The sequence below is a fragment of the Alishewanella longhuensis genome (genome assembly GCF_014653435.1).
GTDB classification, from domain to species: domain Bacteria; phylum Pseudomonadota; class Gammaproteobacteria; order Enterobacterales; family Alteromonadaceae; genus Alishewanella; species Alishewanella longhuensis.
On record NZ_BNAO01000005.1, the window covers coordinates 250,095 to 271,172 of the forward strand.

At 48.2% G+C, this 21,078-nt stretch carries 21 protein-coding genes and 1 tRNA gene; 14 read left to right on the forward strand and 8 right to left on the reverse strand.

The features are described from left to right. Positions 1 to 105: 105 nt before the first annotated feature. The 5 genes from upp (at position 106) to IE163_RS12075 (ending at position 4,483) form a co-directional block, all read left to right on the forward strand. Positions 106 to 732, forward strand: coding sequence for a uracil phosphoribosyltransferase (gene upp, locus IE163_RS12055; protein ID WP_189433216.1), 627 nt, complete (start codon positions 106 to 108; stop codon positions 730 to 732). A gap of 237 nt (positions 733 to 969) precedes the next feature. Further along, on the forward strand, positions 970 to 1,413 hold the full coding sequence (locus IE163_RS12060; protein WP_189433217.1) for a hypothetical protein: 444 nt from the start codon (positions 970 to 972) through the stop codon (positions 1,411 to 1,413). A gap of 64 nt (positions 1,414 to 1,477) precedes the next feature. After that, on the forward strand, positions 1,478 to 2,365 hold the full coding sequence (locus IE163_RS12065) for an alpha/beta fold hydrolase (protein WP_189433218.1): 888 nt from the start codon (positions 1,478 to 1,480) through the stop codon (positions 2,363 to 2,365). A gap of 55 nt (positions 2,366 to 2,420) precedes the next feature. Beyond that, positions 2,421 to 3,542: an META domain-containing protein gene (locus tag IE163_RS12070; protein ID WP_189433219.1), complete on the forward strand. Its 1,122-nt coding sequence runs from the start codon at positions 2,421 to 2,423 to the stop codon at positions 3,540 to 3,542. A gap of 116 nt (positions 3,543 to 3,658) precedes the next feature. Next, positions 3,659 to 4,483, forward strand: a complete 825-nt coding sequence (locus IE163_RS12075) for a hypothetical protein (RefSeq protein WP_189433220.1) — start codon at positions 3,659 to 3,661, stop codon at positions 4,481 to 4,483. Between the two features lie 125 nt (positions 4,484 to 4,608). Here IE163_RS12075 and rplT read toward each other — a convergent pair whose 3' ends face one another. From rplT to IE163_RS12100, 5 genes are all read right to left on the reverse strand, one after another. Further along, on the reverse strand, positions 4,609 to 4,965 hold the full coding sequence (gene rplT, locus IE163_RS12080) for a 50S ribosomal protein L20 (protein WP_008949437.1): 357 nt from the start codon (positions 4,963 to 4,965) through the stop codon (positions 4,609 to 4,611). A gap of 17 nt (positions 4,966 to 4,982) precedes the next feature. Continuing rightward, a complete protein-coding gene (gene rpmI / locus IE163_RS12085) occupies positions 4,983 to 5,180 on the reverse strand; it encodes a 50S ribosomal protein L35 (RefSeq protein WP_189433221.1) in 198 nt (65 codons plus the stop codon). Positions 5,181 to 5,271: 91 nt separating this feature from the next. Further along, entirely contained in the window at positions 5,272 to 5,814 is a 543-nt protein-coding gene (gene infC / locus IE163_RS12090; RefSeq protein WP_189433265.1) for a translation initiation factor IF-3, read from the reverse strand. A gap of 37 nt (positions 5,815 to 5,851) precedes the next feature. Then, a complete protein-coding gene (thrS, locus tag IE163_RS12095) occupies positions 5,852 to 7,762 on the reverse strand; it encodes a threonine--tRNA ligase (protein WP_189433222.1) in 1,911 nt (636 codons plus the stop codon). 167 nt (positions 7,763 to 7,929) lie between these two features. Continuing rightward, the gene (locus IE163_RS12100) at positions 7,930 to 8,475 is read right to left on the reverse strand and encodes a DUF6436 domain-containing protein (RefSeq protein ID WP_189433223.1); all 546 of its coding nucleotides are present in this window, start codon (positions 8,473 to 8,475) and stop codon (positions 7,930 to 7,932) included. Positions 8,476 to 8,594: 119 nt separating this feature from the next. Between IE163_RS12100 and IE163_RS12105 the strand changes: the two genes are divergently transcribed. Genes IE163_RS12105 through IE163_RS12115 form a run of 3 tightly spaced genes read left to right on the forward strand, consistent with a single transcriptional unit; the run spans position 8,595 to position 10,476 of the window. After that, entirely contained in the window at positions 8,595 to 9,455 is an 861-nt protein-coding gene (locus IE163_RS12105; protein WP_189433224.1) for a fructosamine kinase family protein, read from the forward strand. A 10-nt stretch (positions 9,456 to 9,465) separates the two neighbouring features. Next, on the forward strand, positions 9,466 to 10,218 hold the full coding sequence (locus IE163_RS12110; RefSeq protein ID WP_189433225.1) for a pteridine reductase: 753 nt from the start codon (positions 9,466 to 9,468) through the stop codon (positions 10,216 to 10,218). Positions 10,219 to 10,275: 57 nt separating this feature from the next. Further along, positions 10,276 to 10,476 (forward strand): CPXCG motif-containing cysteine-rich protein, encoded by a 201-nt coding sequence (locus IE163_RS12115; RefSeq protein ID WP_189433226.1) that lies wholly within the window; start codon positions 10,276 to 10,278, stop codon positions 10,474 to 10,476. On the opposite strand, the gene IE163_RS12120 is transcribed toward IE163_RS12115, so the two are convergent. Further along, the gene (locus IE163_RS12120; protein WP_189433227.1) at positions 10,470 to 11,093 is read right to left on the reverse strand and encodes a riboflavin synthase subunit alpha; all 624 of its coding nucleotides are present in this window, start codon (positions 11,091 to 11,093) and stop codon (positions 10,470 to 10,472) included. The genes IE163_RS12115 and IE163_RS12120 overlap by 7 nt on opposite strands. A 63-nt stretch (positions 11,094 to 11,156) precedes the next feature. Here IE163_RS12120 and IE163_RS12125 point away from each other — a divergent pair, with 63 nt between their 5' ends. The 3 genes from IE163_RS12125 to IE163_RS12135 all read left to right on the forward strand — a co-directional run bounded on the left by IE163_RS12125 (position 11,157) and on the right by IE163_RS12135 (position 13,712). After that, positions 11,157 to 12,530 carry an MATE family efflux transporter gene (locus tag IE163_RS12125; protein WP_189433228.1) on the forward strand — a complete coding sequence of 458 codons (1,374 nt, stop codon included), beginning with the start codon at positions 11,157 to 11,159 and terminating at the stop codon, positions 12,528 to 12,530. Next, positions 12,502 to 13,521 carry a DUF3080 family protein gene (locus tag IE163_RS12130; protein ID WP_189433229.1) on the forward strand — a complete coding sequence of 340 codons (1,020 nt, stop codon included), beginning with the start codon at positions 12,502 to 12,504 and terminating at the stop codon, positions 13,519 to 13,521. Before IE163_RS12125 ends, IE163_RS12130 begins: the two co-directional genes overlap by 29 nt. 114 nt (positions 13,522 to 13,635) lie before the next feature. Continuing rightward, positions 13,636 to 13,712: transfer RNA gene (locus IE163_RS12135), tRNA-Val, on the forward strand. A 54-nt stretch (positions 13,713 to 13,766) separates the two neighbouring features. Here the strand turns inward: IE163_RS12135 and cobA are convergent. Continuing rightward, entirely contained in the window at positions 13,767 to 14,582 is an 816-nt protein-coding gene (gene cobA, locus IE163_RS12140; protein ID WP_189433230.1) for a uroporphyrinogen-III C-methyltransferase, read from the reverse strand. Further along, positions 14,569 to 17,310 (reverse strand): nitrate reductase, encoded by a 2,742-nt coding sequence (locus tag IE163_RS12145; protein ID WP_189433231.1) that lies wholly within the window; start codon positions 17,308 to 17,310, stop codon positions 14,569 to 14,571. The genes cobA and IE163_RS12145 overlap by 14 nt, the downstream gene beginning before the upstream one ends. 374 nt (positions 17,311 to 17,684) lie before the next feature. Here IE163_RS12145 and IE163_RS12150 point away from each other — a divergent pair, with 374 nt between their 5' ends. The 3 genes from IE163_RS12150 to IE163_RS12160 all read left to right on the forward strand — a co-directional run bounded on the left by IE163_RS12150 (position 17,685) and on the right by IE163_RS12160 (position 21,073). After that, positions 17,685 to 18,272, forward strand: coding sequence for an ANTAR domain-containing response regulator (locus IE163_RS12150; RefSeq protein ID WP_229833551.1), 588 nt, complete (start codon positions 17,685 to 17,687; stop codon positions 18,270 to 18,272). Then, positions 18,269 to 19,426 (forward strand): CmpA/NrtA family ABC transporter substrate-binding protein, encoded by a 1,158-nt coding sequence (locus tag IE163_RS12155; RefSeq protein WP_189433232.1) that lies wholly within the window; start codon positions 18,269 to 18,271, stop codon positions 19,424 to 19,426. The genes IE163_RS12150 and IE163_RS12155 overlap by 4 nt, the downstream gene beginning before the upstream one ends. A 297-nt stretch (positions 19,427 to 19,723) precedes the next feature. Beyond that, the gene (locus IE163_RS12160) at positions 19,724 to 21,073 is read left to right on the forward strand and encodes a CmpA/NrtA family ABC transporter substrate-binding protein (protein WP_189433233.1); all 1,350 of its coding nucleotides are present in this window, start codon (positions 19,724 to 19,726) and stop codon (positions 21,071 to 21,073) included. The last annotated feature ends 5 nt before the right edge of the window (positions 21,074 to 21,078 follow it).

Genomic DNA, 21,078 nt, shown 5'->3' on the forward strand with positions numbered 1-21,078 from the left:
TGATAATAAACGCTGGGCTTGATGCTATACACATAAACAACCACAAAATTGCTGATTCTCATATTCTAGAATTGCATCGGTATAAACTCGCTTATGGAGATTGCTATGAAAGTTGTTGAGGTTAAACACCCGCTGGTTCAGCACAAAATCGGCTTATTGCGTGCAGCAGATATTAGTACCCGCCAATTTCGGCAACTGGCGACGGAGCTTGGCAGCTTGTTAACTTATGAAGCGACTAAAGACTTGCCAACAGAGCGCATCAGTATTAACGCTTGGAGTGGCAGTTGCGAAATTGAGCAAATTCAGGGGAAGAAAGTGACAGTAGTGCCCATCTTACGCGCCGGTTTAGGGATGCTGGATGGCGTCTTGGATCTTATCCCCAGTGCCCGTATTAGTGTAGTAGGTATTTATCGCGATGAAGAAACCTTAGAGCCTGTACCCTATTTTCAAAAATTAGCGCCAGAAATCGCGCAACGCCTGGCTATTATTATCGATCCCATGCTTGCCACTGGTGGCTCTATGATAGCCACTGTCGATTTGCTAAAACAACAAGGCTGTCAGCATATTAAAGCCTTGGTGCTGGTCGCCGCACCTGAGGGTATAACAGCGTTGGCAGCAGCACACCCAGATATCGAGCTGTATACCGCGGCCATCGATCAAGGACTTAATGCCCAGGGTTATATCTTGCCAGGTTTAGGTGATGCCGGTGACAAACTGTTTGGCACCAAATAACGGCTACGGCAGTTTTTTGCCGCAACAACATTAACCCCAGAGTAAATTTGCCGCATTACCCAGTAGCAGCCGCAGCGATGCCAATCACTGCAGCTACTACCTTTTAAAATCAGAATTTTGGACGATTTTGCTACGCTTTAAGTGGCCAAATAAAGCCCGCTTGAACACTTTACTCACTTTGGTACAAAGCTTGCTCTGGTAAGCGCACACGATAGTGATGCATAGGATCAGCAGCAGATGATGTTAAGCCTAGGTAGTATTCAAACCCAGTATACCGACTTACAGACGGCAAATAACAAAACCATAAATAAGGTAAAAGCCAACACACTCTTAGCCGATGACAAAGTCACCTTGGGCTGGCAGCAACCCGCCGCCGGCTACCAACACCTGGCACCAACCCAAACAACAGAACCCCCTGCTACCAACTCTGGCAACGGCCTTATCACCAGTGATTATTTAAAACAATTGCTGCAGGCCATGCTGGATCAACGTACCGGCTTCGATCGTGAAAAATGGGAAGAACTGCAGGAAAAAATTGCTGCGCTACAAAGTATGCATGAGCTGACTGACGGCCAGCAGCAAGAGCTGGAACAGTTATTGAGAGCGCAAGAAGCACTGATGCAAGAGGCCGCAGATCGCATGCGACAGCAAGCTGAGCAGCAAGAACCAGGTAAGCTTTAGGCTTGCAGCTTTAGCTTGAACATGGCAACGTAGCGCCATAATTTTTAGTCACAGGATCCGTCTAATGCAATTGCTGCCCTGGTCTTATAGCAGTCGTTATGGTGTTACAGTACGAGGCTTTCATAGCGCACCAAGCGGTAAACCGGTACTGCATTTTTTACATGGTAACGGTTTTTGCGGTTTAACTTATCAGCCGATGTTGCAGCAACTTAGTACTGACTACGATTTGTTCTTATCTGATACGCAAGGACACGGTGACAGTGATGTAGGCACTGAATTTCTTGGATGGAACAAAGCGGCGGAAATTGCCACTCTGGCATGGCAAGCACATCAACCGCTGTTTGGGGCAGTGGCAACCTATGGCCTGGGGCACAGTTTTGGTGGTGTGCTTACCTCATTGATGCACGCCGAACATCCAACGCTCTTTCAAGGCTTAGTGTTATTGGACCCGGTGTTATTTCCTCCATCGATGTTACTATTGGCACGTACTTTGGAAGGTGTACGGTTGTTCAAAAAGAACCCATTAGCAAAAGCCGCGTTAAAACGTCGGCAACATTGGCCAGATAGGGCTACTGCGCTGAGCTATTTTCAAAGCCGCAGCTTATTCAAGAACTGGCACCCTAGTGCCTTGAACGCCTATGTCGAGCATGCGTTAGCAAACCAAGCAAATGGCGTGAGCTTAAAATGCCCACCACAACGTGAGGCCGATGTGTTTAGTTCCTACCCAAAAGGACTATGGCCGGCATTACGTAATGCAAAAGCGCCGATTAAAGTCATCTATGGTGAACAGACTTTTCCCTTCGTGGTCAGAGCGGTAACCAAATGGCAACAGCTCAACAGTGGCGTACTCAGCCAGCTGGTGCCGGGTGGTCATTGTTTTATGCAGGAACAACCTGAACAAAGTGCCGCGTGGGTAAAGCAAACCCTAAATGATTTTAACGCGTTAAAATAGCTATGGCTCTGCCGCTTGCGCTATAATGCGCAAAATTTTTGCAGGAAATTTGGTAATGAAAAAACTCGTAATACTAAGTGCATTATTTTTGTCTGCTTGTAGCCAGTTACCGCACCTTGGTGCAGACAAATCTACACCGTTAAAAACCGATGCCATGCCAACACCTGCGGTGCCAGTACCGGCTCCGGTTGAAGATGCCAACGAAGTGGCCAACAATGACACCACTGTCGCGATGGCTACCGATTTTGAACATATTTTTATCGACAGCGATATGACTTTTGAGGGCGTTTTACCCTGTGCTGATTGCCCGGGAATAAACTACCATATTAACTTGTACCGCGATGGTCGCTTTGAGGCTCGCCAGGAGTATTTAGAGCGTGGCCAAGTACAGCTAATCACTGGCAGTTGGTTACTGGACAAGCGCACGCTTCATTTGGTCAATCAGCAAAGCACCTTGCCGGTATTTCATTTTCGGAGTAACCGCCAGTTAGTAATGACCGATTTATCGGGTAAGCCTATTCTATCGTCGGATGCTTATCAACTAAACCGGCAGGACAGTGTTAGGAAAATTGATCAACGTCAGCCGATGCTCGGTATGTACCAGTTAAGAAATAATCAGGCAACTTTTATACAGTGTCAAAGCGGTGAAAGCTTACCCGTTGCTAACACACAAAACCATCTGCCAATGATGCGTTTGTATCAGCAAGATCCGCGTTTTAATAATAAAGCCGTTATTACCACTTTAGTGGGTAGAAAGGCCGCAGATCAGAATGGCATCGATACACTCTATGTCGATAAATTCGAGCAATTTTGGCCTAACGCGACCTGCCCGGATCAATTTGCCCAGAAAAAACTGCAAGGTATCGTTTGGCGTGCCGAGAAAGTGGCAGACCGCTATGTCCCGCATCAGTTAAATGTGCGACTAATTTTTGATAAAGACAAGTTATACGGCTTTAGTGGCTGCAATAACTTTAATGCCAGCTATCAGCAACGCGCCAATACCATTAGCGTACAGCAATTGGCCAGTACCCGTAAGTTTTGTGCCGAAGCCAGTGGCATAGAGCAGCAGTTTACTGAAAAACTGCAACAAGCTGATCGCGCTGAAGTGAATGCCGATAAATTACAGTTGTTTTATAACAATCAGGTAATTTTAGAGTTAGTGCCGGCATTAAACTAAGCACCTAAAAAGACCACCGCAAGGTGGTTTTTTTTAGGTGTCGTCTCTCAGGGGTTGACCTTTGTGTTCCCTTTAGCGAGTATCCTAGGGTTTATACCAAAGGATCTCGGCAAGCTATGATGCAATTAATAATGCTATCTTTGTTAATCTTATGCGCTTTTTCTGCCACAGCGCATTCCTGCCCAACTAGCTATTCACATTATATAAAAAATTTAAATACCTACTTACAGGATGACATAACAGGTTTAGACAACATAACTAAAGAATTCAATACGTGTTACCTGTTAAGAGAAGCCCTTGATGATGGAACGCTCTTACACCTGGAGTACCTGCGTAATGTTGCATATATGACAGGTGAGCATAGCGTTATAGCAGATGCTAAGCATATTTTTTTAACATTATCGGCATCGGAAGGATCTCAGGAAAAATACAAAAAGCTGCTTGATATTGCACTCTTATACCGAGATTTCGACTTTGCCAGAGCAATAAAGGATAAATATACTACTGACCGAGAAATACCGCCTAATCTGACTTACCTCCACCCTAGGAATCTCCTTGTAAATACAGACAACGGCTGGCAATGGATCGGGTTTACTTTCCCAGAAGGTGGCCACATTGTCGTAGTTGGTAATGAATTTTGCGCCTTTTCTCACGCTTTCCATCAATTCTTACAAACTGCAGAAAATACAAATCCTTTATTGGCTAAAAAAGTCACTTGGATTTCTCCAATAGATTTGGAATTTGAAACAGGCACATTAATTAACGACATATACCGAACTGCAGAATGGCCTGAGATTGATGTTTGGGAAACGCCGAGCATCTATTTTTATTATAACGGCAAATTAGTCTCAAAGATGCTTGGGTGGCCTAATACCGGTAAACGTGATGAGTTCCTAGCGCATTTATCAGAAATTGGCCTAACTATGTTACCCGAGCAGTAGCATATAGCTAGCGCACTCTCTAAAGGTTGTGCAAGAGTAGGTTATAAACATAACGTAGCACAGCCCTCTTCCTGGCTGCAGGCATAAAAAAACCACCTTGCGGTGGTTTTTTATGCTTAGCGCTATTAAACTAAAGCTTGTTTTGCTTTTGCTACGATAGCAGTAAAAGCAGCTTTGTCATATACAGCGATGTCAGCCAGGATCTTACGGTCGATTTCAATTGAAGCCTTTTTCAGACCTGCAATTAAACGGCTGTAAGATAAACCGTTCATCCGTGACGCTGCGTTGATACGCGCGATCCACAGTTGACGGAACTGACGCTTACGCTGACGACGGTCACGGTAAGCATATTGGCCGGCTTTAATAACGGCCTGGAAAGCAACCCGGTAAACACGACTGCGGGCACCGTAGTAACCTTTAGCCTGTTTTAAGACCTTCTTGTGGCGCGCGTGCGCCGTGACACCACGTTTAACTCTTGGCATTTCTGTCTCCTAATGACTTATGCGTACGGCATGCAACGGACTAAGCCGGCAATATCCACTTTAGCGACTAAGGTTTTTGGACCTAACTGACGCTTACGCTTAGAAGACTTCTTCGTCAGGATATGGCGAAGGTGTGATTGCTTACGTTTAAAGTTACCAGAAGCAGTCTTTTTAAAACGCTTCGCGGCACCTTTATTGGTTTTCATCTTAGGCATAGTATTTAAACTCGCATTGTTAAGTTACAACGAATAATAAGGCGTTAAAAAACTGCGGCTTGCCGCAGTTTTTTACACTTGTAGGCGCTTATTACTTCTTATTTGGGGCCAGCATCATAATCATCTGACGACCTTCCACCCGGTTAGGGAAAGATTCGCAGATGGCGATATCAGACAGATCCTCTTTGATTCGAGTCAACATCTCAATACCGATTTCCTGATGCGCCATTTCACGACCACGATAGCGCAGCGTTACTTTAGCTTTGTCACCCTCTTCAATGAAGCGACGCAGGTTGCGTAGTTTTACCTGGTAATCGCCTTCATCAGTTCCAGGCCGGAATTTTATTTCCTTAATCTGGATCTGTTTTTGCTTCTTTTTCTGCTCTTTAAGAGCCTTGCTCTTTTCGAACAGGAACTTACCGTAGTCCATCAACTTACAAACTGGTGGTTCAGCTGTAGGGCTAATTTCTACTAAATCAGCACCCGCCTCTTCCGCTAACCGAATTGCTTCTGTCGTCGTAACGACACCCAGCTGTTCACCTTCCATACCAATTAATCGTACCTCAGGTAGATTAATTTCTTCATTTATCCTATTAGGACGGTTGGCCGGTAATGTTTTCTTTCCTACTTTAATAGTATGTTCCTCCGAAAAATTTTCTGTTCACTAACGCCTATACCCGGTTTTTGATTTCAAGCAGCAGTTTTTCAACAAAGCTGGCAACTGGCATCTTGCCTAAATCTTCAGCTTTGCGTGTTCTTACTGCAATATCACCTGCTTCGACTTCTTTATCACCGACGACAACGAGGTACGGAATACGCTTTAATGTGTGCTCGCGGATTTTAAAGCCTATCTTCTCATTTCTCAAGTCACTTATTGCTCTAATTCCGTGAGATTTGAAAGTTTTTACCAATTCTTGTACATATTCGGCCTGATTATCGGTAATATTCATCACCACCACCTGCGTTGGTGCTAACCAGGCAGGGAAAAAACCGGCGTACTCTTCAATCAGAATACCGATAAAACGCTCCAGCGATCCTAAGATAGCACGGTGAATCATCACCGGTACTTGCTTATCGCCACTTTCGGCGACATAACTGGCACCTAAACGACCGGGTAGCGCAAAATCGAGCTGTACAGTACCACATTGCCAGGCGCGGTTTAAGCAATCGTGTAAAGTAAATTCAATCTTCGGACCATAAAAGGCACCTTCGCCGGGCTGCAGCTCGTAAGCGATGTCGTTCGCATGTAACGCATCCATTAGCCCTTGCTCAGCACGGTCCCAAATTTCATCTGAACCGATGCGCTGTGCCGGCCGGGTTGAGAGCTTCACTTTAATATCTTTAAAACCGAAGGTGCTGTAGGTATCAAACACCATCTTGATACATTTGGTCACTTCAGCCGGCACTTGCTCTTCAGTACAGAAGATATGGGCATCATCCTGCGTAAAACCCCGTACCCGCATTAAACCGTGTAAACCACCTGAGGGTTCATTACGGTGACAGCAACCAAATTCGGCCATCCGCAGGGGTAAGTCGCGGTAAGACTTTAAACCCTGGTTAAAAATTTGCACATGGCCTGGGCAGTTCATTGGCTTAATGGCGTATTCGCGATGCTCAGACTGGGTAGTGAACATATTATCGGCATACTTTTCCCAGTGCCCCGACTTTTCCCAGAGCACGCGATCCATCATTAATGGGCCTTTCACTTCGTCGTAGTCGTACTCGCCCAGTTTTTCACGGACAAAACTTTCTAACTCGCGGAAAATGGTCCAGCCATCGTTGTGCCAGAACACCATACCCGGTGCTTCTTCCTGCCAGTGGAATAAGCCCAGCGCCTTACCGATTTTACGGTGATCGCGCTTCTCGGCCTCTTCTAGCTGCAGTAAATAACCCGCTAACTGCTTTTTATCCGCCCAAGCGGTGCCGTAAATACGTTGCAGCATTTTGTTTTTTGAGTCGCCACGCCAATAGGCACCGGCCACTTTCATAATTTTAAAGTGCTGGCAGAAACGCATATTAGGTACATGCGGGCCACGACACATATCGGTATATTCTTCGTGGTGATACAGTGCAGGCATACTATCACGTGGGATATTTTGCTCTAAAATTTCCTGCTTGTAGCTTTCGCCACGGCTATTAAAGGTATCCCAGGCTTCTTGCCAGCTTACCTTTTTCTTAATAACGTCGTATTCGGTTTTTGCCAGTTCCAGCATGCGGGCTTCTAATACGGCTAAATCGTCCGTACTGATCGGGCGGTCTAAATCGACATCATAGTAAAACCCATTGTCGATCACCGGGCCTATCGCCATTTTCACATTAGGCCATAATTGCTTAATGGCATGACCTAACAAGTGGGCGCATGAGTGACGTAAAATCTCTAAGCCTTCAGCATCTTTGCTGGTAACAATACTTAAGGTCGCGTCTTGTTCAATCAACTCGCAGGCATCAACCAGCTCGCCATTCACCTTACCGGCAATGGTGGCTTTGGCTAAACCGGGGCCGATATCTTTGGCCACATCTAAAATAGAAACTGCATGATCAAAAGCGCGCTGGCTGCCGTCTGGCAGAGTAATAACTGGCATGATAAATCCTTATACAGTGGTGGCCCAAACCAAGGGTCACTTGTTTCATTAAAGTAGGGTAATTCAGAACCTTGCTGTGCAGTTAATGGCTTACACGAAAAGCCATCTGCAGAACGTTGGCGACTGAAGCGAATTCTTGAAATGAAAAACGCGGCGCTATACTAACACTAAGCGCCCGGGCTTACCAGACAACGACAGGCTTTGCTTTCGCCATTTAACCACAAACCTTCCAATTGGGTTTGCCGGGAAATCAACCCGGTAAGAAAGCTATTATTGGTGCTACATAAAGGCCCGCTGGCATAAGGGCCGGCATAAATAAGTTTACCATGATCAAACAGCAGCACCGCCGGTACCGCAGGTAACGTAAAACCCGCAGCGATTAACTCTGCCGCCGAACGATAAATTTGTTGCTCAGCAGGTAATTGGTAAAGCTCGCGGAACAGGCTGGCATGCGATTTTGCCAAACGCGAGCAGCCACAGTTTTTATCCAGCACATGCACCACTTGCCAACCCGCTACTTCAGGGATTGCCAACTGCGACAGCCTTATGCCTGCAGAATCAAAGCGCCATAGCTGCTTATCATCGAAGGTACCATAGTGGGCGAAACCAAAGCGGTACAGCAGTATGCTGCTAAAAATTAGCCAGGCAAAAAAGAGTAGCAACGCAGCCACTAAACGTTGGCGTGGATTAACTGAAAAAATGGTGTGCTCCATTTAAGGACGTGGCAATGCAGCTAGTATACAAAAATATACTGCGCACAGTTTGCCCGAAATCAAGGAAATTTTACGATTATCCACCATACTAAAGGGGCTAAACAAAAAGGATAGCACTTATGTGGCAAATTATCGCAGAGCATATCAGCCGTGAATTAGACATTGAATTTCAAGTAGAACAAAAAACCACGCTCAGTGGCAGCACTGTTAATATCGCCCACCTGATTTCAGGAAATGGCTACCAGTTTTTTGTGAAATTGAATCAACGAGAGCGGTTAGATCAATTTGAAAATGAACAATGGTCACTACAGAAGCTGGCACAATATTCCAGCTTGCGAATACCCAAGGTGATTTGCTGCGGTCAGACACTCGATAAGGCCTTCCTGGTGTTGGAATACTTACCGATACAACCAGAGAGCTCCGAAGGTTGGGTAAGTTTAGGCCAACAATTAGCAGAAATGCATCAACGCCATGATCAAGCCATGTTTGGTTTTGACTGGGACAATCAACTGGGGCTAAATACCCAACCAAACCAATGGCAAGGTAACTGGAGTACTTTTTTTGCTGAACAGCGCCTAGGTTGGCAACTGCAATTACTTGAAGAACAGGGCTTTGGTTTTGGCAATATCGACGTGCTCGTCGAACAATGCCGGCAACGGCTGGCCTCACACAAACCTAAACCTAGTTTAGTACATGGCGACTTTTGGCGCGGTAATGTAGGTTTTCTGGCTGAGACCCCGGTAATATTTGATCCAGCCTGCTATTTTGGTGATCGGGAAACAGATATTGCTTGTAGTAGCCTATATGGTCGCTTTCCAGAGAGCTTTTACCAAAGTTATCAACGTTGTTATCCATTAGACGACGGTTTCAGCGAACGTAAGGCACTGTATAATCTATATCATGTTCTTAATCACGCTCATCAGTTTCGCGGTAGCTACTTAATACAGGCTCAGGAACTGATTAAACAGCTTTTTCATTAAAAGGAACCGCATGACACTTTCTGATGCCCCGGTGGCGCTGGTAACAGGCAGCGCGCTGCGCCTGGGCCGGCAAATGATTATTAGCCTGCATCAACAAGGCTACAGAGTTATTGTACATTATCATCGCTCCGCTTCGGCAGCCGCAGATTTAGCTGACGAACTTAATCTACTGCGTCCTGGCAGTGCCGCTACCTTAGCTGCCAACCTGAATGATGATTTAGCCATAGTGCCTATGGCAACTCAGGCGCTGGGTTATTTTGGCCGGATAGATTTACTGATAAATAATGCCTCAAGTTTTTACCCAACACCAATAGCTTATGCGAGTTTAGCGCACTGGGAAGACTTGTTCGGCTCTAATGTCAAAGCCCCCTATTTTCTGAGCAAAGCCTTAGCGCCGGAACTGGCAAAACGTCGGGGCTGCATTATCAATATGGTAGATATCCACGCCGACAAGCCCTTAGCTGAACATAGCATCTACTGCATGGCCAAAGCGGCGCTAAACATGATGACGAAAGCCTTAGCCAGAGAGTTAGCGCCTGATGTACGGGTAAATGGCATAGCGCCAGGGGCGATACTGTGGCCAAGCCAGGACTTACCGGAGAGCGATAAAGCGGCCGTGTTAGCGCAGGTGCCTATGCAGCGGCTTGGCGATCCAACCGATATTGCCAATACTATGCTATTTTTAGCAAAGGCTCCCTACGTTACCGGCCAAATTGTTGCAGTGGATGGTGGCCGCAGTTTAGGTGGGGCCAATAAAGCGTAAAGCGCGCTGCGCGAAGATATCGCTGATATCTTTGGCTTAAGGGCGCAGGAGGTAACAATGAAACCGATTTTCCAAAGCGTCAATTGTCCATTTTGTGGCTATCCAACCGATATTTGCATTGAAGCCAGTGAAGAAGATCAAGACTATGTAGAGGATTGCAGCAATTGCTGCAATCCCATGCATATCAGGGTACACAAAGATGATCTACAGCACCGGGTACAGATTTTTGTTGATGCCGATGATGAACAATATTACTGAGCAGCAAAGCGATCGGCTAATAGCCGCTCCACAGTTCGAATGATCGTTACGGTCTGCTGATCTAATTCGATATTGAGTTTATCCCCCACTACCTTAGTACCTAAGGTAGTGATGGCCAGCGTTTCAGGGATTAAATACAAACTAAAGCCGTCGGCTGTGACGTCACCAACAGTTAAACTACAACCTTCAACCGCAATAAACCCTTTGGGCTGGATATACGCTAACAGAGCTGCATCAACCTTTAGCTGTAAGGTGCAGTTTTGGGCGTCTTTTGCCACGGCTACCAATTCTGCAGTCCCCTGAATATGCCCAGATACTATATGACCACCGACTTCATCGCCAAAACGGAGCGAACGCTCCAGATTTACCTGACTGCCCTGTTGCAGCAACCCTAAATTGGTTTTCGCTAAAGTTTCAGCTATTACATCAAAACACACCCAACCCGCCGCACTATCAAAATCGGTAGCCGTTAAGCAAACCCCGTTAATCGCCACACTGGCGCCGCGCTGTAATTGCTGTAAATAGTCAGGTGCTAGCTGCACAGTTAAACGCCGTAAACCGGCTAAATCGTTAATTTGACTAATAGTCGCGGTGCTTTGCACTATTCCAGTAAACATAAAACCTCAAATGTGTTAAATTGCGCGTCTGTTGTTAGCGTTTTAAACTCAAGAACGGCGACCATGTTACCTTTTTCCCGCTTTGAAGCCAGAACCATTCTAAAACTGTCGGGCCCTATTGTCTTGGCCCAGTTAACGCAAACCCTGATGTACTTTGTCGACACCGTGATGGCCGGACGCTACAGCGCCATGGATATGGCTGCTATCGCGGTAGCCTCAGGTTTGTGGCTGCCGGTCGTATTGACCATGCAAGGCTTATTACTGGCCCTCACCCCTATTATTGCCCAGTTTTATGGCAGCAAACAAACCAAACCGATCAGCCACTTTACGTTGCAAGGGCTGTATTTGGGTTTTATGTTAGCAGCAATTTTATTTGTGGTGATGCTGTTTGCCGACATACCGCTGGCAAAACTTAATATGGAAGCGGCATTGCGCGATAAAACGCTGGAGTATTTGTATTATGTCAGCTTTGGCTTGTTCCCTGCCGCAGGCTATATGGTAATGCGCAATTTATTTGAAGGCCTGGGGAATACCAAAGCCAGTATGTGGATTGCCTTTGTCGGTATTCTGGTCAATATCCCTGCAAACTATATTTTTATCTACGGCAAGTTAGGCATGCCAGCCCTTGGCGGCGCAGGTTGTGGTATTGCTACCAGCCTGGTGTTTGTTGCCATGTTTATCGCCATGCTCGTTTATGGCTATACCAGCCGCAGCACCCGGCCTTACCGGCACTGGCCGCAAACACTTTGGTTAAGCTTAAAAGACCAATGGCAAATTATTCGCATTGGAACCCCTATTGCTTGCTCTATTTTCTTTGAAGTCACCCTGTTTGCCTGCATCCCGTTAGTTATCGTGCATTTAGGGCCGATAATGGTGGCAGGCCATCAAATTGCACACAATTACAGCGCAATTGTCTTTATGCTACCACTCTCTTTAGGGCTGGCCGCAACCATTCGCGTGGGCCATTTGGTGGGCGAAAATAATCTGCAAGAGCTGAAAAAAGCCATTAGCACCGCCATTATCTTGTCGATGGCGATGTCCATTTTAACGGTGATCTTTACATTAATCTTCCGTAATCAAGTAGCAAACCTTTATACCTCTGATGCCGCCGTTATTGCCTTGGCTAGCTCTTTACTGATTTTAGCCGCGATTTATCAGTTCTCCGATGCGGTACAGGTGGTGGCGGCCTGTGCCTTACGTGGCATGAAAATTACCAAACCGGTGTTTTTTATTACTTTAATTTCCTATTGGCCAATCGGCTTTGGTTTTGGTGCCGTATTAGGTTTAACAGATTGGTTAGTTGAGCCGATGGGCGCGCATGGCTTTTGGATTGGCATTATTGTCGGTCTTACCGTTGCAGCGTTAGCATTGGCAGTGGTGTTACGTAAACAGCTAAATAGGATGGAACATGCACATCTTAAAGGCGCTGCAACTTAGTGTGTTCTCTGCGGTGCTCTGCCTGCCACTTACTGGCTGTAAAGACACCGCTGGCACCGCCGAGCTTAAAGACTATCAGCAGCGACTAAATCGAGTATTGGCGTTAAACAGCCCCGCCGCTAAACCTGAACCCAGCCCGGCTTTTCCGGCAAAATCTGCCTTACAGCAACCTTTACCTGAATTACGCATCGATTTACTCGATGCCTTTGCTACCCGTAGCTGCGGCCTGGATATGCTCATCGCTGAGCGTAATAGCAGCATGGGCAAAGTTTTTACCGCCAGTAAAAGGCTCAATTATGAGTTACGCTTTTTAGCCAGCCTACAAAACTGCTTACAGCAGTCCTGGCCGGAGCCATTAAAAGGCCAGTTAACTGAGATTTATCAACAAAAACAACAAAGCATCAGCATTGCCTTAGACAATATGCTGCAAACTGATGACACCTTACGCAAACGCTGGCTTGCCGCCAGCCAAGGTGTAATAGCGGGCACTAACAAAGGTTTTGAAGAAAGCTTGGGAGCATTGCAGCAGCTGTTGGATCTTAAACAGGCAATAGCCCGGCAAGATTGGTACAGTGCCAGCCAAATTGACCCTGAGCAAGCGCTGGCCACCTTATACCGCTCTGCTTTTTTATCTGAACTGCAATTTAGCTTACGCTATGCCAACAGCTGGTTTGCTGCAGTTAATCCTGCGCTACTAAAAATAGATCCCGCCAGCCTCTGCCAGCGTGGCCCCAGCGAGCAGTTGACCATTTTAAGCACCGTATTTCGTAAATACTTTATAGGCGAGGTACAAGCCTATCTGGCAGAGCTAAACCGCTACCAGCAACAAAGTTGGCCATTAATGTTAGAGCTCTACCAAGACAGTCAGATGTTACCGGTGCTTACCGAGCGTTATGTCAGCCAGGCAGAACAGTTACAACAACAGCTTTTACAGCATGTTGCCTGGTATCAACGGTTAAATCAGCTCTGTCCAGTCGGCCTTACCGGCTAAATTTCAAGCAAACACAAAGAAGAAGCAGAAAAACACTTGCCAATAAGGCGGCGGCACAATAACATAGCCGCCGTTGTCAGCCCTTATCACGAAACGGCCAGCAACACAAAGTGTGCGTCCTTAGCTCAGCTGGTTAGAGCACCACCTTGACATGGTGGGGGTCGGTGGTTCGAGTCCACTAGGACGCACCAAGAATTTCAAACAGAAACGCCGCTCCTTGAGCGGCGTTTCTGTTTTAGGTTACTTCAAGCCGCTACCTCACTGGCGTGCTGCTTTAGCTGCGCAACCAACTGTCTGGCAGCGCGTTGGCGCCGGGCAACCTGACCAACCAAAATTAAACAGGGCGACTGTAAAGCCATCGTTTTTGCGATATTGGCGGCATCGGCCAGTGTACTTAACACTTGTCGTTGTTGCGGCCGACTACCGTTTTCTATTAGTAATAATGGCCAATCGGCTTGCAGACCATGCGCCATAAGCTGCTGGCTAATTTCGCTTAGCGCATTCAATCCCATATAAAATACCAGCGTTTGGCCTGGTTGCGCCAGGCTGGTCCAGTCCTGAGTCGTATCGCAGTCTTTATCTACCGCACTGATAAAGCGCAGCTGTTGAGCAATAGCGCGCTCGGTCAACGGTATGCCGGTAGCGGCCGCACAGCCTGAAGCGGCACTGATGCCAGGTACAATATGCCACGGTACCCCAGCTTTATCTAATGCATCTAATTCTTCGGCCAGGCGGCTAAAAATCGCCGGATCGCCACCTTTTAAGCGCACCACTTTTAAGCCTTGTCGAGCTAGCGCTACCAACAAGGCGCCGATTTGTGGCTGCGAGTAATTATGCTGACCACGGCTTTTGCCTACATCAAAACACTGACACGAAGCTGGGATAAGGGCCAGTATTTCTGCACTGACCAGCCTATCGTAAACTACCACTTCGGCATTCTGGATCAGTGTTAGCGCCCGTAAAGTCAGTAAATCGGCAGCGCCAGGCCCGGCACCGACCAAGGCAACTTCGCCAATCTTGGTTCGCTTACCGCGCCGATGAACAGTATTAATTGATAACATCGCTAAACTCCTTACTCTTTTCCTTTGGCAAACACATGTGTTGTGCGAGTTCTTTCGTTAACAGCGCAGCAAGCTCCGGCAGACATGATCCACAGTTAGTACCACACCGCAGCTGTTGTCCCAGCTTGGCGGTAGTATCCGCTCCCTTGCTTATTGCCCGGCATATCAGTTGGCTACGTACATTAAAACAGCTGCAAATCAGTGCGCTGTTATCGATAACACCACCCGCTCCTGCCGTACCACTTAGCAAGCGACGGCGCGCGTCCTGACTTAAAGGTTCCGAAAATTGCAAATTCAGCCAGGCAAGATCGATAGTGGGAGCTTCAGCACCAGCCAATAGCAACCAATGTAGCTGGGCGTCAACAACTGCCGCTGCGCGATAGTCAAACCTGGTGCCGGTCTTACTATCACTACAATACAGCGTTGGCGTAAATTGCAACTGTTGCAGCAGATCCGCGATGTCGACCAGAGAAGAAGTAGCCGCTAAGCGGTAACTTTGACAATCACCTAGCGGTACCCGCGCCAAATAATCAGAATTAAATACCGCTAATTGTGCTGGCGTTAACGGATGGCGCGTTAGCAGCAGTGCCTGCCAACGAGGGACAACACGGCGTAGCGCTACCTGACCGAGCTTTAATGCAGGTTGGCCAGAGAGCGGATCGGTATCTGCCGCAAACAACACATCTGCTCGTGCTTGGCTGGCAAACTGCGCACTCCAATGCATAGGCACAAACAGCTCTCCAGGTCGTTGATCAGTACTTATTTCAGCCCGCAGCAGCAACTGGCCATAACGATTACGTAGTTGCACCAAGTCTGCGGCAGCAATACCATACAAGGCCGCATCAGCCGGATGTATCGCAACAAAAGGCTCTGGTGTATGCTGCATTAGGCGGGGTACATTGCCCGTGCGTGTCATGCTGTGCCACTGATCGCGCAATCTGCCGCTGTTTAACCACAGTGGTGTCTGGGCTGAGGCTTCCACAAACTGGCATTGGCGTACTGCAATAAACTGCGCCTTGCCAGTGGCGGTAAAAAACCGACCGTTACTAAACAACCGAGCGGTTCCAAAAGGATTAGCGCTGTTAACTGGCCATTGCACCGGCGCTAACTGCTGATACTGTTCAGCCGTTAGCTGTGCCAAACCTGAAATGTCAAAAGCACGTTTTTGCTTATCATCCCCGGCACTATTACCAAACGCGGATAACGCGGCATGCTCGGCAAAAATCTCTGCGGCGCTGCTAAAATTAAAGCCTTGGGTAAAACCAAGCGCGTTAGCCACTTCACAAATAATCTGCCAGTCGGCTTTAGCCCCAGCAGGTGGCGAATACAATGCCCGCTGCCGTGAGATACGCCGCTCAGAATTCGTCACTGTGCCGTCTTTTTCACTCCAAGCCAATGCAGGTAGTTTAATCGTCGCGCAGTCCAGCGTATCAGTGTGTTGATAAATATCACTGACGATAACTAACGGGCACTTTGCCAGCGCCGCCTTTACCTTATCAGCCTGCGGCATGCTCACCACCGGGTTAGTTGCCATAACCCATAGCGCTTTGATCTCACCGCGTTCAATGGCGTCAAACAGCTCTACCGCTTTGTAGCCCGGTGCTGCGGCCAAGTTCGGAGCCTGCCAGAACTGCCCAACCAGCGCCTGTTGCGCCGGATTACTGTAATCAATATGTGCTGCCAATTGATTGGCAAGGCCACCGACTTCGCGCCCACCCATTGCATTGGGTTGACCGGTCAATGAAAAAGGGCCTGCACCTGCTTTACCAATGCGACCGGTGGCCAAGTGGCAATTGATGATGGCGTTCACCTTGTCTGTACCATTCATCGCCTGATTCACGCCTTGCGAAAACAGCGTCAGGCTTAGCTGCTCGTCGGCAAACCAGCGATAAAATTTTGTCACTTGTGCTTCAGGTAAGTCAGTTCCGGCCGCTACCTGTGCTATGCTGGCTGCTTGCAACTGAGCACTGGCCAATGCTTGTGCAAAACCCTCGGTATGCAAGCTAATAAAACGATGATCAAGCTTACCTTGCTCAGCCAGAAAGCTCAGTAAGCCATTAAACAGCAATACATCGCTACCGGGGCGCAGCTGCAGATGTAGCTGCGCACTCTCACAACTGGCGGTGCGCCTTGGATCGATGACGACCAGCCGAGCTGTCGGCTTAGTTTGCAACACCCTTTGTATCCGCTGAAACAACACGGGATGATTCCAGGCCATATTAGCACCGACCAGCACAAACAGCCGTGCTTGCTCGATATCGTCATAACACCCCGGCACCACATCAGCACCAAAAGCCCGCTTATGCCCGGCCACGGTAGAGGCCATACACAATCTTGAGTTTGTGTCGACATGTGGGCTGCCAACAAAGCCTTTCATTAGCTTATTGGCGACATAATAATCTTCAGTAAGTAACTGACCAGATAGATACATGGCCACAGCGCCAGGGCCATGCTGGGCAATGGTTTGCTTTAATCCCTCTGCCACCGCATTAATCGCTTTTGGCCAATTGCAATTAATACCGTTAATTTGTGGCTGTAACAAACGGCCTGTAGTACCCATGGTTTGACCAAGCGCACTACCCTTAACACAAAGTCGGCCCAAATTCGCCGGATGCGCATCGTCGCCTCTAATATGCAGATCTTGCCTGTCCAGGCTGTTGTCTGTTGTGCTGGCGCTGATACCGCAACCGACTCCACAATAGGGACAAGTAGTTAGCGTTGTTGTCATAATTAACAGGTATCCTGCTGTTAGCAAAAAAAAACGCTCGCGTTGTTAGTCGGCAAAACCGAGTAACAAAGCGAGCGCCATTGCTCAATAATTTTAAATTTTTATGTCTTAATACTGCTTTGAATTAGCAAGCATAGTGCCAGTAAAAAAAACCATCTATTATCATAGTGTTGCTTTAGCTACTTAGCTTCCCCCTCAAACTGAACGCCTTTATTCAGTGCAATTTGCACCAAAAAACAGCATTTTACCCATACAAATCAGACGTTCAAATTAACCTACTCTCCTGTCCGCCTTGTTCCAGCACGATATTTAGCGCGCTGGAACAGCTCTTGCTAAGCAACAACTAACTAAAGGTAATAACGGACAGCTGCACAGTGGAGAAAACGCCGTTATCAGTAATGCTGGTCGATGATGAAACAGCCCGGGCGCTGCTGGTTGAACAAGCCTTAGCTAAGCACGGTTATCAGGTGGTATGTCGGCTCACCAGCACGGCAGCGCTGCGTTATCACGTGGAGCGGGTGCAACCCGACATTATTATTATTGATATGGACTCGCCCGATCGCGATACGCTAGAGCATATGACAGTGATAAGCCAGCATAACCCAAGGCCTATCGTCTTTTTTGCCAATCATGACGACAATCCCGACAGCATTAAATTGGCCATTCAGGCCGGTGTTAGTGCCTATATCGTTGATGGTTTAACCGCTAAACGGGTAAAACCCATTATTGATGTTGCCGTTGCACGCTTTAACGAGTTTCAGCAACTGCGCCAGCAACTGCATTCCAGCCAGAGTCAGCTGGCCGAACAGCAACTGGTAGATAAAGCCAAACGCTTACTGATGAAAAAACAACAGATGGATGAAGCCAAAGCCTTTAGCACTCTGCGCAAACTGGCGATGGATCGGCAACAGAAAATGGCCGACGTTGCCAAAGATGTCATCGCTATTCTGGAGGCACTATGAGCATTTATTCTCAGAGCGAACAGCCTGAGCTGACCCTGGGTTTTGTACCGCTGTTAGACGCGGCGCCGTTAATAGTGGCAAAAGAGCTGGGGCTGTTTGCCGCACAGGGGCTTAATGTTACGCTGCAGCGTGAAGCTTCCTGGGCCAGTATTCGCGATAAAGTCGCCTTTGGCGTATTAGACGGTGCTCAGATGATAGCTCCATTGCCATTGGCCTCCAGCCTGGGCTTGGGGGCCGCCGCCGTACCCATGACCACCGCTCTGGTACTGAGTAGCGGCGGCAATGCCATTACTCTATCCAGCCGCTTAATGCAGCAGTTGGATCTGGACCCGGCCAAACTGCCTTGCCCGCTGGCCAGTGGCAGAGCTCTGCAACAACATTTGCAGCACCGCACGCAACTGCAACCACTTCGCCTGGCTACGGTATCGCCGTATTCCTGCCATCATTATCAACTGCATTACTGGTTAAGTGTAGCCGGTATCAGTGCCCGTCAGGTTGAAGTGATAGGGGTAGCGCCAGCAGCGATGGCCGCACAACTGGCCAGCGGCGCTATTGATGGCTTTTGTGTTGGCGAGCCCTGGAGCAGCCTGGCTCAGTTGAATGGCGATGGCACTATTGTGACCAGTTGCGATCAGCTTTGGCATAACTGGCAGGAAAAAGTGTTTGCAGTAAATCAGCAGTTTGCCGATAACAAACCACAGTGTTATCTGGCGTTACTCACCGCATTGCTGCAGGCCTGCCACTGGTTGGCGGATATCAGCAGCAACCCGGACAAAAAAAGCCAGCTGTGGTACTGGCTGGCACAAGGCCATTATTTAGCGCTAACCGATAGCGCACTTCACAATACCGGTCTTAGCCCTAATACGTTATTTAACAAGGCGGTACCACAAGCCTTTTTTGGCCCAGCGTTAAATATGCCATGGCGCTCGCAAGGTGCCTTTATGCTGCAGCAAATGCGTAACCTGCAGCAATGGCAAGGACCACTTAATCAAGCGCTGCTAAGCCAGGTATATCGGCCAGATCTGTACCGTCAGGTCGCCGCTGGCTTGGGGTTTGCCGCACCGAAAGAAGATTGGCGGCTGGAAGGCTGTGCCGGCACAGTAGGTGAAGGTAGCCGCTTTATTGATGGTCTGGTATTTGGTATGCAGAGTTAGCAGCTAGGCCCTAACAGCATGGCTCACGTTGGTGCAAATTGCACCGTTACTGTGCTAAATGATAACCTGCAGCATACATCATAAAAACATAACCACTTGATAAAAGACATATTTAAAACCTGGCACGCTAACTGCTTCGTTTAAGCCATAAGTTGCAAAGAGGCAACTGAACAACAAAACCAGCTAACAAGCTAATGGCAAAGGCGCCATCTGGCTGTATCCACAACAGGGTGCAGCCAGATGGCGTTTTTTTTCGCCCCGTTTTTATAAAGCGTTAAATAAAAAAGGACTGCATAGATGACACAGCCAAAATGCAAAACAAGCCGTCTGCTGGTGGCACTGGGTTTAAGTATTAGCCTGCAAGCCTGGGCCGCGCCGGAAAAGCCGGATTTAAAGCTCGGCTTTATTAAGCTGACCGATATGGCGCCACTGGCGGTGGCGCTGGAGCGCGGTTACTTTGAAGACGAAGGCCTCTATGTGCAGTTAGAAGCTCAGGCTAACTGGAAGGTGCTGCTGGACCGGGTGATTGATGGTCAGTTGGACGGTGCCCATATGCTGGCGGGTCAGGCGTTAGCCGCAACCATCGGCATCGGCACTCAGGCACCAATGCAAACCGCCTTTGTCATGGATTTAAACGGTAATGCCTGTACGGTGAGCAACGCCGTATGGCAGCAGATAGCGCCTAAGGTGGCGCGCAATAGCGCTGGTAAGCCAGCGTATCCGGTGACTGCCGATGCGCTGAAGCCAGCGCTGGAACAAAGTGCTAAACAAGGCAAAAAGCTGCAATTTGGTATGGTATTTCCAGTATCGAGCCATAATTATGAGCTGCGTTACTGGCTGGCGGCCGGTGGCGTACACCCGGGGTTTTATGCGCCAGAGCATGGCGATAATAGCGGTCAGTTGCAAGCCGAAGTGCTGTTATCGGTTACGCCACCACCGCAAATGCCGGCCACGCTGGAAGCCGGTACTATCGATGGCTACTGTGTCGGCGAGCCATGGAACCAGCAGGCGGTACTGCGCGATTTAGGTGTGCCGCTGGTCACTAATTACGATATTCACACCAACCTGGCCGAGAAGGTGTTTGGCGTTAGCCAAAGCTGGGCTGAGCGTTACCCCGAAACCCATTTTCATCTGGTAAAAGCACTGATCCGTGCCGGCCACTGGTTAGACGCGGATAACAACGCCAACCGCGCCGCGGCGGTTAAGCTAATCTCGCAGCCGTTTTATGTTGGCGCCGATGAAAACGTGATTGCCAACAGCATGAGTGGCGTTTTCGCCTATGCCCGTGATGATATTCGTGAAACGCCCGATTTTAATGTGTTTTTTCGCTACCACGCTACTTACCCCTACTACTCGGATGCCATCTGGTATTTAAGCCAGATGCGGCGCTGGGGCCAAATCAGTGCGGCCAAACCGGACAGCTGGTATCAGGATATAGCCAAACAAGTGTTTCAGCCGGCGCTGTACCAACGTGCCGCTAACGCCTTAATAGCCGAAGGTAAGCTGACTGCCGCTGATTTCCCGGACTTTACCGTTGAAAGCGGCTACCGGCCAGTTGATGCCACCCGCTTTATCGATGGTAAACAGTTTGATGGCAAAGCCCCGAATGCGTATTTGCAGCAATTTGCTATTGGTCATAAAGATTAACAGGA

Coding starts and splice junctions, on each gene's coding strand:
- upp (WP_189433216.1), top strand. CDS start 106: ATGAAAGTTGTTGAGGTTAAACACCCGCTGGTTCAGCACAAAATCGGC.
- IE163_RS12060 (WP_189433217.1), top strand. CDS start 970: ATGATGTTAAGCCTAGGTAGTATTCAAACCCAGTATACCGACTTACAG.
- IE163_RS12065 (WP_189433218.1), top strand. CDS start 1,478: ATGCAATTGCTGCCCTGGTCTTATAGCAGTCGTTATGGTGTTACAGTA.
- IE163_RS12070 (WP_189433219.1), top strand. CDS start 2,421: ATGAAAAAACTCGTAATACTAAGTGCATTATTTTTGTCTGCTTGTAGC.
- IE163_RS12075 (WP_189433220.1), top strand. CDS start 3,659: ATGATGCAATTAATAATGCTATCTTTGTTAATCTTATGCGCTTTTTCT.
- rplT (WP_008949437.1), bottom strand. CDS start 4,965: ATGCCAAGAGTTAAACGTGGTGTCACGGCGCACGCGCGCCACAAGAAG.
- rpmI (WP_189433221.1), bottom strand. CDS start 5,180: ATGCCTAAGATGAAAACCAATAAAGGTGCCGCGAAGCGTTTTAAAAAG.
- thrS (WP_189433222.1), bottom strand. CDS start 7,762: ATGCCAGTTATTACTCTGCCAGACGGCAGCCAGCGCGCTTTTGATCAT.
- IE163_RS12100 (WP_189433223.1), bottom strand. CDS start 8,475: ATGGAGCACACCATTTTTTCAGTTAATCCACGCCAACGTTTAGTGGCT.
- IE163_RS12105 (WP_189433224.1), top strand. CDS start 8,595: ATGTGGCAAATTATCGCAGAGCATATCAGCCGTGAATTAGACATTGAA.
- IE163_RS12110 (WP_189433225.1), top strand. CDS start 9,466: ATGACACTTTCTGATGCCCCGGTGGCGCTGGTAACAGGCAGCGCGCTG.
- IE163_RS12115 (WP_189433226.1), top strand. CDS start 10,276: ATGAAACCGATTTTCCAAAGCGTCAATTGTCCATTTTGTGGCTATCCA.
- IE163_RS12120 (WP_189433227.1), bottom strand. CDS start 11,093: ATGTTTACTGGAATAGTGCAAAGCACCGCGACTATTAGTCAAATTAAC.
- IE163_RS12125 (WP_189433228.1), top strand. CDS start 11,157: ATGTTACCTTTTTCCCGCTTTGAAGCCAGAACCATTCTAAAACTGTCG.
- IE163_RS12130 (WP_189433229.1), top strand. CDS start 12,502: ATGCACATCTTAAAGGCGCTGCAACTTAGTGTGTTCTCTGCGGTGCTC.
- cobA (WP_189433230.1), bottom strand. CDS start 14,582: ATGTTATCAATTAATACTGTTCATCGGCGCGGTAAGCGAACCAAGATT.
- IE163_RS12145 (WP_189433231.1), bottom strand. CDS start 17,310: ATGACAACAACGCTAACTACTTGTCCCTATTGTGGAGTCGGTTGCGGT.
- IE163_RS12155 (WP_189433232.1), top strand. CDS start 18,269: ATGAGCATTTATTCTCAGAGCGAACAGCCTGAGCTGACCCTGGGTTTT.
- IE163_RS12160 (WP_189433233.1), top strand. CDS start 19,724: ATGACACAGCCAAAATGCAAAACAAGCCGTCTGCTGGTGGCACTGGGT.